Origin of the sequence: Enterobacter sp. 01-M-02-SI-ECC, assembly GCF_047530595.1 — a bacterium.
Lineage (GTDB): Bacteria > Pseudomonadota > Gammaproteobacteria > Enterobacterales > Enterobacteriaceae > Enterobacter > Enterobacter cloacae_M.
Genome location: NZ_JBLKCZ010000007.1, coordinates 20248 through 36120, shown reverse-complemented (window position 1 = coordinate 36120; position 15873 = coordinate 20248). Strand labels below are relative to the sequence as shown.

Below are 15873 nucleotides of genomic sequence, written 5' to 3'. Positions count from 1 at the left end.
GTGGAGAAAGAACAGCTCGTTGAGATTGCCAATACGGAGATGCCGTTCGGTAAATACAAGGGCCGTAGGCTGATTGATTTGCCGGAGGAGTATCTGCTGTGGTTTGCCCGCAAGGATGAATTCCCGGCAGGGCGACTGGGCGAGCTGATGGCTATCACGTTACTAATCAAAACCGAGGGGCTGACCCAGCTGGTTCAGCCCCTGAAACGTCCTTAAGCCTTCGCGGCGCGGGTCTCTTTCTGCGCCAGCTTTTCAGTCTGGCGCTTGTAGCGACGCGCCAGCACCGCGCAGACCATCAGCTGGATCTGGTGGAAAATCATCAGCGGCAGCACCATCATCCCAATCACCGAGGTCGGGAACAGAATATTGGCCATCGGAATACCGTTCGCCAGGCTCTTTTTGGAACCGCAGAAGACAATGGTGATTTCATCTGCTTTGCTGAAGCCGCACCTGCGTGCCACAAATACGTTTACCGCAATCACAATCGCCAGCAGAACGAGGCTGACCACCACGATAAACAGCAGCGAGCCTGCGCCCACCTTATGCCAGATCCCGTTAACCACCGCTTCGCTGAAGGCGGAATAGACCACCAGCAGAATCGACGACTGGTCGGTTTTTGAGATCCATTTCTTGTGCTTAGCCACGAACGCCCCGGTCCATGGACGGGATAGATGCCCCAGGACAAACGGCAGCAGCAGCTGCAGGCAAATTTTTCCAACCTGCTCGAGATTGCCTTCCGCGCCGTGCATGTTCATCAGCAGGCCCACCAGCAGCGGGGAAACGAAAATCCCTAACAGGCTGGATGCCGATGCCGAGCAGACCGCGGCCGCAACGTTTCCTCCCGCGAGAGAGGTAAAGGCAATGGCGGACTGCACTGTAGCCGGCAGAATACAGAGATACAGGAAACCGGTGTAGAGCGCCGGGTCGACGTTAACCGGCGCCCACCAGGCAAACAGCACTCCGAGGATTGGGAACAGAATGAACGTGCTGCACATCACCCATAGATGCAGCCGCCAGTGGCTACCGCCGGCAATAATGGCTTCGCGGGAGAGTTTTGCACCGTGCATAAAGAACAGCAGCGCGATGGCGGCCGTCGTCAGCCCTTCAAAGAACGGGACGAAAGCGCCACGAGCCGGGAAAAACGAGGCCAGTAAAACGGTAACCACCAGGGTAAGCGTGAACGGATCAAGAATACGAAATAGTTTCATAATGACTCCTGAAATCAGATGTCGCTATTGTGCTTTTTTCTATTTGAGAAATAAAATTGATTTATTGCATCCATTCATGAATGAAACAGATGAATTATTCCTTACGTCAGCTTCGTATTTTCGTCACCGTCGCTCACGCCCGCAGCTTTAGCCGGGCAGGCGAGAAGATTGGCCTGAGCCAGTCGGCGGTCAGCCACAGCGTGAAAGAGCTGGAGAATCAGACCGGGGTGAAATTGCTTGACCGCACCACGCGCGAAGTGGTGCTGACCGAAGCGGGGCAGCAGCTAGCCCTGCGCCTCGAACGGCTGCTGGATGAGCTAAACAGCACGCTCAGAGACGTGGGGAGGCTGGGGCAGCAGCTTTCGGGGACCGTGCGCGTCGCGGCCAGCCAGACGATCTCAGCGCACCTTATCCCGCAGTGTATTGCCGAGGGAAGCCACCGCTATCCGGATATTGATTTTGTCCTGCATGACAGGCCGCAGCAGTGGGTGCTGGAGAGCATCCGCCAGGGCGATGTGGATTTTGGTATTGTGATCGATCCCGGCCAGGCGAGCGATCTGGCGTGTGAAAGCGTACTTTCCGAGCCATTCTTGCTGCTCTGCCGTGACGACGACCCGCTGGCCACGTTGCCGGAAGTCAGCTGGCAGTGTCTGACGGGCGCGAACCTGGTTTTACAGGATTATGCCTCGGGCAGTCGTCCGCTGATTGATTCCGCGCTGGTGAATCAGGGCGTAAAAGCAACGATCGTGCAGGAGATTGGTCACCCGGCGACGCTGTTTCCCATGGTGGAAGCCGGCATTGGCATCAGCGTGTTGCCCGCCCTGGCGCTTCCCCTGCCGCAGGGAAGCCGGCTGGCCGTCAGGCGATTAGCGCCCGTTGTTGAGCGAAAGCTGATGCTGGTGCGGCGAAAAAATCGCTCACTCTCGGGGGCGGCGCAGGCTATCTGGGAAGTGGTGCGTATCCAGGCACAACGATTAACCGAAGCCCGCATACGCGACCCACTGTTTAACGCATCAGAAGATTAGATGTAGATATCAATCTGATTATTGTCTGAAGGGTTATTCACACCTTCCACTTTGCCCAGCTTTTGATCCTGCTTCTTTTGGGCCTCTTCTGCCTGCTGGCGCTGCAGTGAGGCGAGCTGCGCCTGAAGCACTTTGATCTGGGTCTGAATAAGTTCCTGCTGCTTCTTCTTCTCATCAGCGCTGCCGGTGCTGTTCGCCAGCTCTTTTAACTGCTGAGTCAGCTTTTTGATCTTGTCAATAATACTGCTGATCTGGGAAGCGATGTCGTTACTGCCAGAAGCACCACTCCCACCGCTGCTGGTTTGAATCATCTGGGTTGAAGCCTGAATGGTCGTCATAGTCTTTCCTCGCGTTATAAAACAGAGGTATCGGCACTAACGGGATTAGCTTGAGCAAAACTGCCATATCTGGCGGGGAGTAACATCGATACGCAATCAGTATTAATGATGCGTTACTGGAGGTCGAAAGTAGACAAACTGCGGATAGCAAAAAAGCGCCTTTAGGGCGCTTTTTTACACTGGTGGGTCGTGCAGGATTCGAACCTGCGACCAATTGATTAAAAGTCAACTGCTCTACCAACTGAGCTAACGACCCGAAATGGTGGGCGATGACGGGCTCGAACCGCCGACCCCCTCCGTGTAAAGGAGATGCTCTACCAACTGAGCTAATCGCCCATTTCGGAACTACTGCGATAAGGTGAGAATGGTGGGCGATGACGGGCTCGAACCGCCGACCCCCTCCGTGTAAAGGAGATGCTCTACCAACTGAGCTAATCGCCCAATCTCAATTCTTATCTACACTGCGAGTCTACCGAAGTAGATGGTGGGTGATGACGGGCTCGAACCGCCGACCCCCTCCGTGTAAAGGAGATGCTCTACCAACTGAGCTAATCACCCCCGCTGTGTGGAGTCGCATTATAGGGAGAGTTGAAAATGAGTCAACGCATTTTCTAAAGTTTTTATTCGTTCGTCGTAAAATTAAGCAAAACGATCGCGAAACGGGCAATGGCGCATGATTTCTAAACAAAAATCGCAAACTCGATCACGATAAAGGGATCAACATTGAGGAATCCCCCCACAGTGATAGAATATTGCCCATCGTTTTTTCCCCAGGATTTGCCGATTGCCGGCATCTTTATAACGTAAGGCCATTTCATGAAAATCAAAACTCGCTTCGCGCCGAGCCCGACAGGCTATCTGCACGTCGGTGGTGCACGTACCGCTCTCTATTCCTGGCTTTTCGCACGCCACAACAAAGGTGAGTTCGTGCTGCGTATTGAAGACACCGATCTTGAGCGCTCCACGCCGGAAGCAATTGAAGCCATTATGGATGGGATGAACTGGCTGAATCTGGAATGGGACGAAGGCCCTTATTTCCAGACCAAACGCTTTGACCGCTATAACGCCGTCATTGATGAAATGCTGGTCGCGGGCACGGCGTATAAGTGCTATTGCTCCAAAGAGCGTCTGGATGCGCTGCGCGAAGAGCAGATGGCGAATGGTGAAAAGCCGCGTTATGACGGCCGCTGCCGCCATGACCACAGCGAGCATGCTGCTGATGAGCCTTGCGTTGTGCGTTTTGCTAACCCGCAAGAGGGGTCTGTGATCTTTGACGACCAGATCCGTGGCCCGATCGAATTCAGCAACCAGGAGTTGGACGATCTGATCATCCGCCGCACCGATGGTTCCCCAACCTACAACTTCTGCGTGGTGGTTGACGACTGGGATATGGAAATTACTCACGTTGTCCGTGGTGAAGACCACATCAACAACACGCCACGTCAGATCAACATCCTGAAGGCGCTGAACGCCCCTGTGCCTGTTTATGCGCACGTCTCCATGATCAACGGCGACGACGGGAAAAAGCTGTCTAAACGTCACGGCGCGGTCAGCGTCATGCAGTATCGCGACGACGGTTATCTGCCAGAAGCGCTGCTGAACTATCTGGTGCGTCTGGGCTGGGCTCACGGTGACCAGGAGATCTTCAGCCGCGAAGAGATGATCGAACTGTTCTCTCTGAGCTCTGTAAGCAAATCAGCGAGCGCATTTAATACCGACAAGCTCCTGTGGCTGAACCATCACTACATCAACACCATGCCGCCGGAATATGTGGCGACTTACCTGCAGTGGCACATTGAGCAGGCAAATATTGATACCCGCACTGGCCCTGAGCTGGCTGACCTGGTGAAACTCCTCGGCGAGCGCTGCAAAACGCTGAAAGAGATTGCCGAAAGCTGCCGCTACTTCTATGAAGAGTTTGATACGTTCGACGCGGACGCCGCGAAGAAACACCTCCGTCCGGTTGCGCGTCAGCCGCTGGAAGTGGTGCGTGACAAGCTGGCGGCCCTTTCCGAGTGGACCGCTGAGAATGTGCATCAAGCGATTCAGGCGACGGCAGACGAGCTGGAAGTCGGTATGGGTAAAGTCGGCATGCCACTGCGCGTTGCGGTGACCGGGGCGGGGCAGTCTCCGGCGCTGGATGTGACGGTTCACGCGATCGGCAAATCACGCAGCGTGGCGCGTATTAACAAGGCGCTGGACTTTATCGCTGAACGTGAAAATCAGCAGTAATAACGTCTCAGATAAAAAAACGGCAGGGGAACCTGCCGTTTTTTTATGCCTCTTTTTCCGCGATACCGAGCCGCGTAAGAAAACCGTGTATGCCTTCGCGTTTCAATAAGGCGTCCAGACGCCTCTGTTCTGGCTGAGTCATACTCTCCAGCGTCTCAATAATGCCCGGAGACAGGTTTGAAGAGGGTTCACTGTATGAAGCGGTGACCTCAGCGAGATGGTAAACCGCCTGACGGTTACGGATCGCAGGGAGGCTCATAATATGTTCCTTCACGCGCGCATCAATATGAATGAGCCGCGCGCGACCACCCTTCACGCCGTTGAGGCCTTCGGTTTTCCATCCCTGCTGGCGTATCCAGCGATTAACCGTTTGTCTGGCAACGCCCAAACTCTCCGCCAGCTCTTCCGTGGTCATTTTGCTGCGTAATTTTTTCATATCAGTTCTGATCGCGAATCCCTAAACGTTGCAACAAGCCGGTAATCCCTTCCCGCAGTAGCAGCGATGTCATCTGTTTCTGCTCTTCCGGCGTCATTTCATTGGCCAGCGTCAGGAGCAGCGTGTGAAGCGAACTATCATGACTGCTGCCTCCAGGCAGTTCGGATGTTTCGCTTGCCCGACGTGCGCTGCGAATAAAGTCACGGACTTTGTCGTTCACATGTACCAGGCGCGCTTTCCCGCCCTGGACGCCTGGTTTTGGTGACGTAATCCAACCCTCTTTGCGTACCCATTTATTGATGGTCTGGCGGCTATAGCCAGTGAGAAGGGCTAACTCTTCTGGCGTCATTCGTTCCTTGATCATGCAATTTCCTGAATATCAGTAGGGTTAATTAACGGCTCATTTTATAGCACCGTTTTACGTGAAAACGTGACAGGCTTAACTCCTGGCTGCGAGCAGGCTCGCAAAGTGATTCATTTGCATGATTTTTCGGCGATTGAATGGCTGGGATTGATTTTGCCGTTGACACCCCGCGGCGGAATTCATATTATGCCGCCCGTCAACATGACAGCTTTACGATGGGGCTATAGCTCAGCTGGGAGAGCGCTTGCATGGCATGCAAGAGGTCAGCGGTTCGATCCCGCTTAGCTCCACCAAACTCTGAACCCAACAGAGTGCGGTCAGTAAAGTAACATGTGGGGCTATAGCTCAGCTGGGAGAGCGCTTGCATGGCATGCAAGAGGTCAGCGGTTCGATCCCGCTTAGCTCCACCAAAATTGTAAACCCTCGTCAAAAGACGAGGGTTTTTTTTATGTGTTTGTAACACACTCTCCCGCATTTTGTTATCAAAAAGAAGGTATTCCCATACCTCACCTCAATCGGCATCAATTAACCAGTCTAAAAATAGACTTGAACTTGATTCGCGCAATTAATAAACCTATTATCCATCCGGTCAATAATTCTCTCGGAAAATAACGCCCCGGTTAATGAATAGAAAAGCTTACAATAATGTAAAGATATTTATGATTGCTCTGGCTTTATGCCTGATTGCGGTGCCTGTCTCCCGTTATCTTTCTCCCCGCGCAATTGTTAATGGTCACGACGTTTATTTAGCATGGTTACCTTTAAGCGTGATGCTGGCGGTAATCCTGCTATTTGGGCGCAGGGCTATTCTTCCCATTTTGTTAGGTTTTACTGTCACTAATTTATTCTATGTAAATTTAGTAACGCTACAATATTTAGTATTACTGTTCTGTCAGACCTTTGCGTTGTTCGCGGCGTGCGGCCTTCTGCGTATCATGCTGGGTAAGCGTTGGCGTTACTGCATCCCTAACAAGCACATCGGATTACGGATATTCTGGCTCGGTTTTATGGTGCCAATAGGGATTAAGCTGTCAATGTATTTGGCAGGCTATTTGTTTGATTTTCCGGTGACAATTTCGACCTTTTTCGGCGAAGGAACGGTAATTTATAACGTTGTGGATATACAAAGCCTGATATGTGCGGCATTGATTTTTACCATGATGTTCTATTACCCGTTAAGAATGATAATTAATCCTCGTTATGCAATGAGTTTCTGGCGACGAAGCGTGAAGCCCGTGTTTTTTCACAAGAATTCATTATATATTTTTGCCTGGCTGGTGCTTTTAAGTTTCATTCTCATCATTTTATGTGGTCCTTTTGAATCTCCCGTCATTGCGGGCTATTTGATGCCGCTGATTTTTATTCTTTTTACCTTAGCGATAAGCCGACTGACCTATGCGTTGATTTCTCTGCTCTGGGCTGTATCTGCGCTCCTGCTGTTGACCTACAACTACAACTTCCTTAACGGGGTGGAATCGGGCCATTCGCTCTCTTTTATTCTGTCCGTGCTTATCTCGTTCGCGATCTGCCTGCTCTATATGTCGCGTATTTACCAGCGCAGCGAGTGGCTTAAGCGGGGCTGGCAGGGGAGGGCGCTCACCGATCCGCTGACCGGATTGCCCAATATTCGTGCGCTGGAGGATTATCTTGAGATTCACCCGGATGCAAAAGTGAGCATTCTGCGTATGGATAACCTGGAATTTTTGAGTCGCCACTATGGGATCCTGATGCGGGTCCACTGCAAACGCACGATCGCCACGTCGCTGCAGCCTCTCCTGCAAAAAGATGAGACGCTCTTCCAGCTCCCCGGAAGCGAGCTTGTGCTGGTATTACTGGGCCCGGGAACCGCTGAGCGCTTACAGCATATGGTTGATCGGCTGAACAGCCGTAAGATTTTCTGGAACAACACCGGGCTGGATATTGAATTTGGCGCGTCCTGGGGAATGGTGGAAAACGGCGAAAAGTTGCACCACACGCTGGGGCAACTGAGCTGGCTGGCCGAGCAATCCTGCGGAACAACAAACAACGTGCTTGCGCTCACGAATAGCCTCGAGGCGGCATCAGGGCAAACGACAGAGCGAGTCCTGATGCTTGCGCGGATTAAGCATGCCCTGGAGGCGGGCCAGTTCCATTTGTACGCGCAACCGATCCAGAAGGCGGACGGGAGCGGCTACTACGAAATTCTGGCGCGTATGGAGAGCGAGGGAGAGATCTTCACTCCTGACCGCTTTATTCCGTTGATTGCCCAGTTCAACCTCAGCCACCGGTTTGATATGTGCGTCATGGAGAAATTACTGCTGTGGCTGCGCGATCACCCTTCAACGCAGGCTGGCGCCCGTTTCTCCGTTAATCTGATGCCGCTCACGCTGATGCAAAAAGAGGTGGCGACCGAGATTTGCGCGCTCTTTGAACGCTACGGCGTTGCGCCTCAGTCCGTCGTGATTGAGATTACCGAAGAGCAGGCCTTCTCAAATTCAGGCTGCAGCATCCACAATATTCAGCAGCTGCGGGATTACGGTTTCCGGATTGCCATTGATGATTTTGGTACCGGCTACGCCAACTACGAGCGCCTCAGGCGCCTGCAGGCGGACATCATTAAAATTGACGGCTGCTTTGTTAAAGACATTTGTAACGATGATATGGATGCGATGATCGTGCAATCGATGTGTAATCTGGCGAAGACGAAATCGCTGTGCGTCGTAGCGGAATACGTCGAAACACCGGCGCAGCGGGAGATGCTGCTTCGTTTCGGCGTGGATTATCTGCAGGGCTACCTGATAGGCAAACCCAAGCCGCTGGAAGAATGGCGGGCATAAAAAAACCGGGAGCCAGGCTCCCGGTTTTTGTTTAACGCTAAAGGTTAGAGCACCAGTGCCGCGATAGAAGCAGACAGGACGCTCACCAGCGTAGATCCGTAAACCAGCTTCAGGCCAAAGCGAGAAACCACGTTGCCCTGTTCTTCGTTCAGACCTTTAATCGCGCCCGCGATAATCCCGATGGACGAGAAGTTCGCGAAGGAGACCAGGAACACGGACAGAATGCCTTCCGCGCGCGGAGAAAGCGTGCTGGCAATTTTCTGCAGATCCATCATCGCAACGAATTCGTTAGAAACCAGTTTGGTTGCCATGATACTGCCCACCTGCAGCGCTTCGTGAGCTGGCACACCCATCACCCATGCAACCGGGTAGAAGATGTAGCCCAGAATACCCTGGAAGGAGATACCCAGCACCGCTGCGAACAGGGCGTTCAGCGCAGAAATCAGCGCAATGAAGCCGATCAACATGGCGGCAACGATAATCGCCACTTTGAAGCCCGCCAGAATGTACTCACCCAGCATTTCGAAGAAGCTCTGGCCTTCGTGCAGGTTAGACATCTGGATGTTCTCTTCGCTGGCATCAACGCGGTACGGGTTGATCAGCGACAGAACGATAAAGGTGCTGAACATGTTCAGAACCAGCGCCGCAACAACATACTTTGGCTCCAGCATGGTCATATACGCGCCCACGATAGACATGGAAACGGTAGACATTGCGGTTGCCGCCATGGTGTACATGCGGTTGCGGGACATTTTGCCGAGAATATCTTTATACGCGATGAAGTTCTCAGACTGACCGAGGATCAGGGAACTGACGGCGTTGAAGGATTCCAGCTTGCCCATGCCGTTCACTTTGGACAACAGGAAACCAATTCCACGAATAACGAACGGCAGAACGCGGATGTGCTGCAGAATACCGATCAGCGCGGAGATGAAGACGATAGGGCAGAGAACCTTCAGGAAGAAGAACGCCAGGCCTTCGTCGTTCATTTTACCGAAGACAAAGTTGGTCCCTTCATTAGCGAATCCGAGCAGTTTTTCAAACATTTCGGAGAAGCCTTTCACGAAGCCGAGGCCTACGTTGGAGTTCAGGAAGAACCACGCAAGTAAAACTTCAATGACCAGCAGCTGGACAACATAACGGATACGAATTTTTTTGCGGTCTGTGCTGACCAGCAATGCAAGTGCAGTAACGACAACAAGTGCCAGGACAAAATGAAGGACGCGGTCCATATTTGCTCCAAATATGAGGCAGGTTTAATTTTCGTGCACATTCTATGTAACAAGCGAAAAGAAAACGAGATCGAGGACACACTATAGTTACATCCTGTGACGAGTCTCAAAAATAGTGATCCACAATACATTTTTGTTATGTTAGGTAAATGAGTGAAAAGTTAAGTTTGTGTGCTAGTCTTCACAAAAGCGCGCGCGATTTCAGTTTCTGTTAGATCGCCCCACTTACCCGCCCGTCTATCGTTCAAAGCTATCGGAGAAATCACTGCAAACAGCATAAATGATCTTGATAATCATTCTCATTTTGATAGGATTAAACATAGCAAAGGCTATATTTCAGAGGCAGAAATGACAAACAGTCGCGTAGAGGGTAGCAGTGGCAGAGCCGCGCGCAAGTTGCGGTTCGCATTAATGGGACCTGCGTTCATCGCTGCCATTGGCTATATCGATCCAGGTAACTTTGCGACCAATATTCAGGCCGGGGCCAGCTTCGGCTATAAGCTGCTGTGGGTGGTCGTCTGGGCAAACCTGATGGCGATGCTGATTCAGATGCTCTCCGCAAAGCTGGGGATTGCCACAGGTAAAAACCTGGCAGAGCAAATTCGCGACCATTATCCGCGTCCGGCCGTCTGGCTCTATTGGGTTCAGGCGGAAATCATAGCCATGGCCACTGACCTCGCTGAATTTATTGGCGCAGCGATCGGGTTTAAACTGATTCTGGGCGTGTCGCTGTTGCAGGGGGCGGTACTGACCGGGATTGCCACTTTCCTGATCCTGATGCTGCAGCGTCGAGGTCAAAAGCCGCTGGAGAAGGTTATCGGCGGTCTGCTGCTGTTTGTCGCGGCGGCCTATATCGTGGAGCTGATTTTCTCACAGCCGAATCTGGTGCAGCTCGGTAAAGGTATGGCAATCCCAAGCCTGCCAACCTCGGAAGCGGTGTTCCTGGCTGCCGGGGTATTGGGGGCGACTATCATGCCGCATGTGATTTACCTGCACTCCTCGCTGACTCAGCATCTCCACGGTGGGACGCGCAAAGAGCGTTACTCCGCCACCAAATGGGACGTGGCGATTGCCATGACCATCGCGGGGTTTGTCAATCTGGCGATGATGGCTACCGCTGCCGCCGCTTTCCACTTTAACGGCCACACCGGTATTGCCGATCTCGACCAGGCTTATCTCACGCTGGAGCCCTTACTGAGCCATGCTGCCGCCACGATATTTGGTCTCAGCCTGGTGGCTGCCGGTCTCTCTTCTACGGTGGTGGGCACGCTGGCAGGCCAGGTGGTGATGCAGGGGTTTGTCCGCTTCCATATTCCGCTGTGGGTTCGTCGCTCCGTCACCATGCTACCGTCATTTATCGTGATCCTGATGGGGCTCGATCCTACGCGAATTCTGGTCATGAGCCAGGTGCTGCTGAGTTTTGGTATCGCGCTGGCGCTGGTGCCGCTGCTGATCTTTACCAGCAACAAAAACCTGATGGGCGAACTGGTCAACTCGACCCTGGTGAAACGGACCGGGTGGGCCATCGTGGTGGTGGTAGTGGCGCTGAACCTGTGGCTGCTGGTTGGCACCGCGTTGGGTCTCTAAAAGAAAAAGGAGCCGGGAGGCTCCTTTTTGCATTAATGGTGACCGTGGCCATGACCGTGGCCGCGTCCTTTCCCGCCGCGATCCCAGCCGCCGCGACGGTCGTCACGATCGTTCCAGCCTTCGCGGTAGCCGCGCTCATACGCGTTGTCTTTATACCAGCCGCGGTGTCTGCCGTTATCATGTTTCCACCAGCGGTCTCCGCGCCACTCATAGTGACGGTTCCAGTAGTCACGGTCGCGCCAGTAGCCACCGTCCCAGTATCTGCCGTAGTCGTCACGATCGCCAATTTGTAATTTTACTGATGGCAACAGGGTGATTTCGCCCGCATTGGCGATCAGCGGGGCTGAAGCCAGTAATACCGCTGCAAGAATCAGTGACCTGAACATACTCTTTCTCCTTCACGATCGGGGCCCTTGTGGGGCCTGTTAACGCAATATTACGAGTTGGTAAAGCCTCGTTTCATCGCCTCAACTCCGAATTGCTGAATGAGAGCACTTTTTGCTAAAAGTGATTTTATTTTGAGCTGTTCAGGATTGTATCAATACGGACCAGTTCTTCAGCAGAGAAATGGCGGTTTTCCAGCATCCCCACGGCGTCATCAACCTGAGCCGTTTTACTTGCTCCAATCAGCACTGACGTCACGTTCTCATGGCGTAATACCCAGGCCAGAGCCATCTGGGACAACTTCTGACCGCGCTCTTCCGCCATGGCGTTCAGCTTTCTTACCTTCTCCAGCTTCTCTTCGGTGATCTGGTCAGGGTTCAGGAACTGACTGCCGCTTGCCGCGCGTGAGTCTGCCGGAATGCCGTTCAGATAGCGGTTTGTCAATTGTCCACCGGCCAGCGGCGAGAAGGGAATGCAGCCGACCCCTTTTTCCTGCAACACGTTCAGCAGTTCCTCTTCCGGCGCACGTTCAAAAAGAGAGTATTTCGGCTGGTGGATCAGGCAGGGCGTACCGAGATCGTCAAGGATATCAATCGCCTTGCGGGCCAGTTCTGCAGGGTAGTTGGATAACCCGACATACAGGGCTTTTCCCTGGCGCACCGCATGTTCAAGCGCTTTCATGGTTTCCAGCAGCGGCGTTTGTGGGTCAGGACGGTGATGATAGAAGATATCCACATACTCCAGCCCCATGCGCTTCAGGCTCTGATCCAGGCTTGCCAGCAGATATTTGCGTGACCCCCAGTCGCCGTAAGGGCCATCCCACATGGTATAACCTGCTTTCGTAGAGACGATCAGCTCGTCTCGCCAGGGCAGGAAATCCTCCTGCAAAATACGGCCGAAATTACGTTCGGCCGATCCCGGCGGCGGGCCATAGTTGTTGGCAAGGTCGAAATGCGTAATGCCCAGATCGAACGCGCGCTGTAAAAGTTGACGGCTGTTTTCGATAAGCGTGGTGTCGCCAAAGTTATGCCACAGCCCAAGCGAGATGGCGGGCAACCTGAGTCCGCTTTGCCCGCAGCGGCGATATTCCATTGTCCGATAACGATTTTTGTCCGGCTGATAACCCATTCTCATGACCTCTGGCGCTGAAGAAAAAATCAGTGTATGCGTTTACATTAACGCGAAAAAAAGCAGCATAGCGCAGCCTTTTTTGTAAAGCATTCTTTCCATGCTCTTCTTATCGCCAATTCTGGACAGTCATCACGCTTATTTAATACTCAAAGTGAGGTCAACATTAGAAGGATACCTGTTCATGCGTACCCCATACTGCGTCGCCGATTACCTGCTGGACCGTCTTACAGATTGTGGAGCCGATCATCTGTTTGGCGTGCCGGGCGACTATAACCTGCAGTTTCTCGACCATGTGATAGACAGCCCGGATATCTGTTGGGTGGGCTGTGCCAACGAGTTAAACGCCTCTTATGCCGCGGACGGATACGCCCGATGTAAGGGTTTTGCCGCGCTGCTGACGACATTTGGTGTAGGAGAGTTAAGCGCCATGAACGGCATTGCGGGCAGCTACGCCGAGCACGTTCCGGTGCTGCATATTGTGGGCGCGCCGGGTACGGCGTCACAGCAAAGAGGAGAGTTGCTGCACCATACGCTGGGCGACGGTGAGTTTCGTCATTTTTACCATATGAGCGAACCGATCACCGTTGCACAGGCGATTCTGACCGAACAAAACGCCTGTTACGAGATTGACCGGGTATTGACTACCATGCTCCGGGAGCGTCGTCCCGGCTATCTGATGCTGCCTGCGGATGTGGCAAAAAAAGCCGCCACGCCTCCTGTAAACGCTCTCACTCTCAGGCACGCGCATGCCGATAGCGCCTGCCTGAAAGCGTTTCGGGATGCCGCTGAGAACAGGCTGGCCATGAGCAAGCGTACTGCGCTGCTGGCCGATTTCCTTGTCCTACGCCACGGCCTGAAGCATGCCCTACAGAAATGGGTCAAGGACGTGCCGATGGCACACGCCACTATGCTGATGGGTAAAGGGATATTTGACGAGCGTCACGCCGGGTTTTACGGCACATATAGCGGTTCGGCAAGCGCCGGGGCGGTAAAAGAGGCGATTGAAGGGGCAGACACGGTGCTGTGCATCGGGACGCGATTTACCGATACCCTGACCGCCGGCTTCACGCATCAGCTAACCCCGTCACAAACAATTGAAGTTCAGCCTCATGCATCACGCGTTGGTGACGTCTGGTTTACCGGCATCCCCATGCTTCAGGCAATCGAAACGCTGGTGGAGCTGTGTAAACAGCACGTGCACGATGCGCCGGCACCGTCGTCTCAAAGCGCTATGGCCTATCCGCAGCCGGATGGCTCGCTGACGCAGGACAATTTCTGGAAAACGTTGCAGACGTTTATCCGCCCGGGAGACATCATCCTTGCGGATCAGGGCACCTCGGCCTTCGGCGCGATCGACCTTCGTCTTCCGGCTGATGTGAATTTTATCGTCCAGCCGCTGTGGGGATCGATCGGCTACACCCTGGCCGCAGCGTTTGGCGCGCAAACCGCCTGCCCAAACCGGCGCGTGATTGTGCTGACGGGGGATGGCGCGGCGCAGCTCACCATACAGGAGCTTGGCTCGATGCTGCGGGATAAACAACACCCCATCATTCTGGTCCTTAACAACGAAGGGTACACGGTGGAAAGAGCGATCCACGGGCCGGAACAGCGATATAACGATATTGCGCTATGGAACTGGACGCAAATCCCGCAGGCCCTGAGCCTTGATCCTCAGGCCCAGTGCTGGCGGGTCAGTGAAGCGGAGCAGCTGGCGGACGTCCTTGAAAAAGTGGCGCACCACGAGCGGCTCTCGTTGATTGAGGTGATGCTGCCGAAAGCGGATATCCCGCCGCTGTTGGGGGCGATCACCAAAGCGCTGGAAGCGCGCAATAGCGCCTGATTATTTGTCGTTTCGCCAGGCCATCATCATTGGTTTGCCCGCCAGCAGGAGCCAGGCGGGCAACATCACGATACAAAGCAGGGGGAAAAGCGTTGAATCCGGTACCACCACCGCAGCCATAAACAGGCTGAGCCACGCGTCGCGCGTAACCACCAGAACCAGTCCCAGAATAGAGCAGGAGACGGTAATCGCCGCCGGGACCGCATCGACATGCTCGTGCAGCATCAGCCCCAGCGCGACGCCGACAAAGACCACCGGGAAAATGCGTCCACCGCGGAAACCGCAGGCTGCAGCCACCACCAGCGCGGCCAGCTTGATCGCGGCAAACAGCAGATAGTCTGAGACGCTAAACACCTGGCTGAAGGCCAGCTGCTGCATCTCGTCCAGACCTTTGAACAGCGTCACCGGCCCGCCGATTACCCCTAAAATACCGAGAATCAAACCGCCGGCCCCCAGAACCAACACCGGGTGTTTGAGCTTATGCATCAGCCTGTGCAGGCGAGGAAGACACCATACCGCCACCATTCCCAGCGCAATGGCGATGGCGACGACGATGGCGCCGCTGAAAATATCGGCTATCTGCATCTGGCCGTAGTGGGGGAGGGAGAGTGAGAAGTGGGGATGGAAAAACAGGCTGGTCGTGAGCGCCCCGGCGGCTGCGGCCATCAGCGGGGCAAACAGCTTATCCCACAGCGGGACGTCGTTATTGCTGCTGAGCGTCTGAGAAAAGATCAGTGCTGCAGCGACGGGCGTGCCGAAAAGCGCCCCGATGGTGCCTGCGGAGGCGAGGATGGTCCAGTCCAGCGCGCCGACGCGGGGCAAAATGCGTGAACCGAGGAAAACCGCCAGGCCAATATTCACCGCCATAATTGGATGCTCCGGCCCCAGGCTGACGCCGCCGCCCAGACCGATAATCAACGCAATGAGCAGCCCGGGCAGTGCCGAAGGGGGAACCGGGGCGCCAATCAGCGGTTCCTGCGCCGGATCGGGGCCGGCATGGCCAGGACTGAAGCGGATCACCAGGCCTACCGCAATACCGGTCAACGTCAGCATCACAACGATCCAGGCTGGAGAATCAGCGGTGGCGCCTAGTTTTGTCGGAAGCGCCGTCCATAACATGGCTTGCAGCACCGACGCGACTTTCATCACGACAATGAGCACCAGACTTGAGGCCACGCCAATAATTAGCGCCGGAATTGCCAGCAACAGCATGGTTCTGGCTCGCGGGTGGAGCATGATGATTTCCTTGTACAAAACGGCATTACGTTACTTTGCACATT

Annotated in this window: 14 protein-coding genes and 6 tRNA genes; 8 read left to right on the top strand and 12 right to left on the bottom strand. The window is 54.0% G+C overall.

All coding sequences use genetic code 11. From position 1 onward, the window contains the following. The gene (locus ACMWLG_RS11580) at positions 1-216 is read left to right on the top strand and encodes a DUF3820 family protein (protein ID WP_003861328.1); all 216 of its coding nucleotides are present in this window, start codon (positions 1-3) and stop codon (positions 214-216) included. On the opposite strand, the gene ACMWLG_RS11575 is transcribed toward ACMWLG_RS11580, so the two are convergent. Further along, a complete protein-coding gene (locus ACMWLG_RS11575) occupies positions 213-1208 on the bottom strand; it encodes a bile acid:sodium symporter family protein (RefSeq protein WP_045399770.1) in 996 nt (331 codons plus the stop codon). The genes ACMWLG_RS11580 and ACMWLG_RS11575 overlap by 4 nt on opposite strands. 89 nt (positions 1209-1297) lie before the next feature. Here ACMWLG_RS11575 and ACMWLG_RS11570 point away from each other — a divergent pair, with 89 nt between their 5' ends. Further along, positions 1298-2233: a LysR family transcriptional regulator gene (locus ACMWLG_RS11570; RefSeq protein WP_032668258.1), complete on the top strand. Its 936-nt coding sequence runs from the start codon at positions 1298-1300 to the stop codon at positions 2231-2233. Here the strand turns inward: ACMWLG_RS11570 and ACMWLG_RS11565 are convergent. From ACMWLG_RS11565 to ACMWLG_RS11545, 5 genes are all read right to left on the bottom strand, one after another. Continuing rightward, positions 2230-2571 (bottom strand): FlxA-like family protein, encoded by a 342-nt coding sequence (locus ACMWLG_RS11565; RefSeq protein ID WP_045355365.1) that lies wholly within the window; start codon positions 2569-2571, stop codon positions 2230-2232. The genes ACMWLG_RS11570 and ACMWLG_RS11565 overlap by 4 nt on opposite strands. Positions 2572-2751: 180 nt before the next feature. Continuing rightward, positions 2752-2827, bottom strand: a tRNA-Lys gene (locus tag ACMWLG_RS11560). Between the two features lie 4 nt (positions 2828-2831). Next, positions 2832-2907: transfer RNA gene (locus ACMWLG_RS11555), tRNA-Val, on the bottom strand. Between the two features lie 29 nt (positions 2908-2936). Further along, positions 2937-3012: transfer RNA gene (locus ACMWLG_RS11550), tRNA-Val, on the bottom strand. 41 nt (positions 3013-3053) lie between these two features. Continuing rightward, positions 3054-3129: transfer RNA gene (locus tag ACMWLG_RS11545), tRNA-Val, on the bottom strand. Positions 3130-3387: 258 nt separating this feature from the next. Here ACMWLG_RS11545 and gltX point away from each other — a divergent pair. Then, complete coding sequence (gltX, locus tag ACMWLG_RS11540) at positions 3388-4803, top strand: glutamate--tRNA ligase (RefSeq protein WP_045402600.1); 1416 nt, start codon at positions 3388-3390, stop codon at positions 4801-4803. 43 nt (positions 4804-4846) lie between these two features. Here gltX and ACMWLG_RS11535 read toward each other — a convergent pair whose 3' ends face one another. Together ACMWLG_RS11535 and ACMWLG_RS11530 are read right to left on the bottom strand one after the other, a co-directional pair. After that, entirely contained in the window at positions 4847-5239 is a 393-nt protein-coding gene (locus tag ACMWLG_RS11535; RefSeq protein WP_045402603.1) for a YfeC-like transcriptional regulator, read from the bottom strand. A gap of 1 nt (position 5240) precedes the next feature. Further along, positions 5241-5603 (bottom strand): YfeC-like transcriptional regulator, encoded by a 363-nt coding sequence (locus tag ACMWLG_RS11530; protein ID WP_045402609.1) that lies wholly within the window; start codon positions 5601-5603, stop codon positions 5241-5243. A 217-nt stretch (positions 5604-5820) separates the two neighbouring features. On the opposite strand from ACMWLG_RS11530, the gene ACMWLG_RS11525 reads away from it, so the two are divergent. The 3 genes from ACMWLG_RS11525 to ACMWLG_RS11515 all read left to right on the top strand — a co-directional run bounded on the left by ACMWLG_RS11525 (position 5821) and on the right by ACMWLG_RS11515 (position 8419). Next, positions 5821-5896: transfer RNA gene (locus tag ACMWLG_RS11525), tRNA-Ala, on the top strand. A gap of 41 nt (positions 5897-5937) precedes the next feature. After that, positions 5938-6013, top strand: a tRNA-Ala gene (locus ACMWLG_RS11520). Positions 6014-6226: 213 nt separating this feature from the next. Beyond that, a complete protein-coding gene (locus tag ACMWLG_RS11515; RefSeq protein ID WP_045402612.1) occupies positions 6227-8419 on the top strand; it encodes an EAL domain-containing protein in 2193 nt (730 codons plus the stop codon). Positions 8420-8463: 44 nt separating this feature from the next. Here the strand turns inward: ACMWLG_RS11515 and ACMWLG_RS11510 are convergent, their stop codons facing one another. Next, positions 8464-9651: a NupC/NupG family nucleoside CNT transporter gene (locus ACMWLG_RS11510; protein ID WP_008501591.1), complete on the bottom strand. Its 1188-nt coding sequence runs from the start codon at positions 9649-9651 to the stop codon at positions 8464-8466. Between the two features lie 348 nt (positions 9652-9999). On the opposite strand from ACMWLG_RS11510, the gene ACMWLG_RS11505 reads away from it, so the two are divergent. Continuing rightward, entirely contained in the window at positions 10000-11238 is a 1239-nt protein-coding gene (locus tag ACMWLG_RS11505; RefSeq protein WP_023308718.1) for an Nramp family divalent metal transporter, read from the top strand. Between the two features lie 32 nt (positions 11239-11270). Here ACMWLG_RS11505 and ACMWLG_RS11500 read toward each other — a convergent pair whose 3' ends face one another. Both ACMWLG_RS11500 and mgrA read right to left on the bottom strand, forming a co-directional pair. Continuing rightward, positions 11271-11624, bottom strand: a complete 354-nt coding sequence (locus tag ACMWLG_RS11500) for a DUF2502 domain-containing protein (protein ID WP_023308717.1) — start codon at positions 11622-11624, stop codon at positions 11271-11273. A gap of 127 nt (positions 11625-11751) precedes the next feature. Beyond that, positions 11752-12750, bottom strand: coding sequence for an L-glyceraldehyde 3-phosphate reductase (gene mgrA / locus ACMWLG_RS11495; RefSeq protein WP_045402614.1), 999 nt, complete (start codon positions 12748-12750; stop codon positions 11752-11754). 184 nt (positions 12751-12934) lie between these two features. Here mgrA and ipdC point away from each other — a divergent pair, with 184 nt between their 5' ends. Then, positions 12935-14593 (top strand): indolepyruvate decarboxylase, encoded by a 1659-nt coding sequence (gene ipdC / locus ACMWLG_RS11490; protein WP_045402617.1) that lies wholly within the window; start codon positions 12935-12937, stop codon positions 14591-14593. On the opposite strand, the gene ACMWLG_RS11485 is transcribed toward ipdC, so the two are convergent. Beyond that, positions 14594-15829: an ion channel protein gene (locus tag ACMWLG_RS11485; RefSeq protein WP_045402619.1), complete on the bottom strand. Its 1236-nt coding sequence runs from the start codon at positions 15827-15829 to the stop codon at positions 14594-14596. It abuts the gene before it with no gap. Positions 15830-15873: the final 44 nt, after the last annotated feature.

Bases quoted from the DNA above. Each gene is read 5' to 3' on its own strand.
- ipdC (WP_045402617.1), top strand. From the start codon at position 12,935: ATGCGTACCCCATACTGCGTCGCCGATTACCTGCTGGACCGTCTTACA.
- mgrA (WP_045402614.1), bottom strand. From the start codon at position 12,750: ATGGGTTATCAGCCGGACAAAAATCGTTATCGGACAATGGAATATCGC.
- gltX (WP_045402600.1), top strand. From the start codon at position 3,388: ATGAAAATCAAAACTCGCTTCGCGCCGAGCCCGACAGGCTATCTGCAC.
- ACMWLG_RS11510 (WP_008501591.1), bottom strand. From the start codon at position 9,651: ATGGACCGCGTCCTTCATTTTGTCCTGGCACTTGTTGTCGTTACTGCA.
- ACMWLG_RS11535 (WP_045402603.1), bottom strand. From the start codon at position 5,239: ATGAAAAAATTACGCAGCAAAATGACCACGGAAGAGCTGGCGGAGAGT.
- ACMWLG_RS11565 (WP_045355365.1), bottom strand. From the start codon at position 2,571: ATGACGACCATTCAGGCTTCAACCCAGATGATTCAAACCAGCAGCGGT.
- ACMWLG_RS11505 (WP_023308718.1), top strand. From the start codon at position 10,000: ATGACAAACAGTCGCGTAGAGGGTAGCAGTGGCAGAGCCGCGCGCAAG.
- ACMWLG_RS11485 (WP_045402619.1), bottom strand. From the start codon at position 15,829: ATGCTCCACCCGCGAGCCAGAACCATGCTGTTGCTGGCAATTCCGGCG.
- ACMWLG_RS11575 (WP_045399770.1), bottom strand. From the start codon at position 1,208: ATGAAACTATTTCGTATTCTTGATCCGTTCACGCTTACCCTGGTGGTT.
- ACMWLG_RS11515 (WP_045402612.1), top strand. From the start codon at position 6,227: ATGAATAGAAAAGCTTACAATAATGTAAAGATATTTATGATTGCTCTG.
- ACMWLG_RS11500 (WP_023308717.1), bottom strand. From the start codon at position 11,624: ATGTTCAGGTCACTGATTCTTGCAGCGGTATTACTGGCTTCAGCCCCG.
- ACMWLG_RS11530 (WP_045402609.1), bottom strand. From the start codon at position 5,603: ATGATCAAGGAACGAATGACGCCAGAAGAGTTAGCCCTTCTCACTGGC.
- ACMWLG_RS11570 (WP_032668258.1), top strand. From the start codon at position 1,298: ATGAATTATTCCTTACGTCAGCTTCGTATTTTCGTCACCGTCGCTCAC.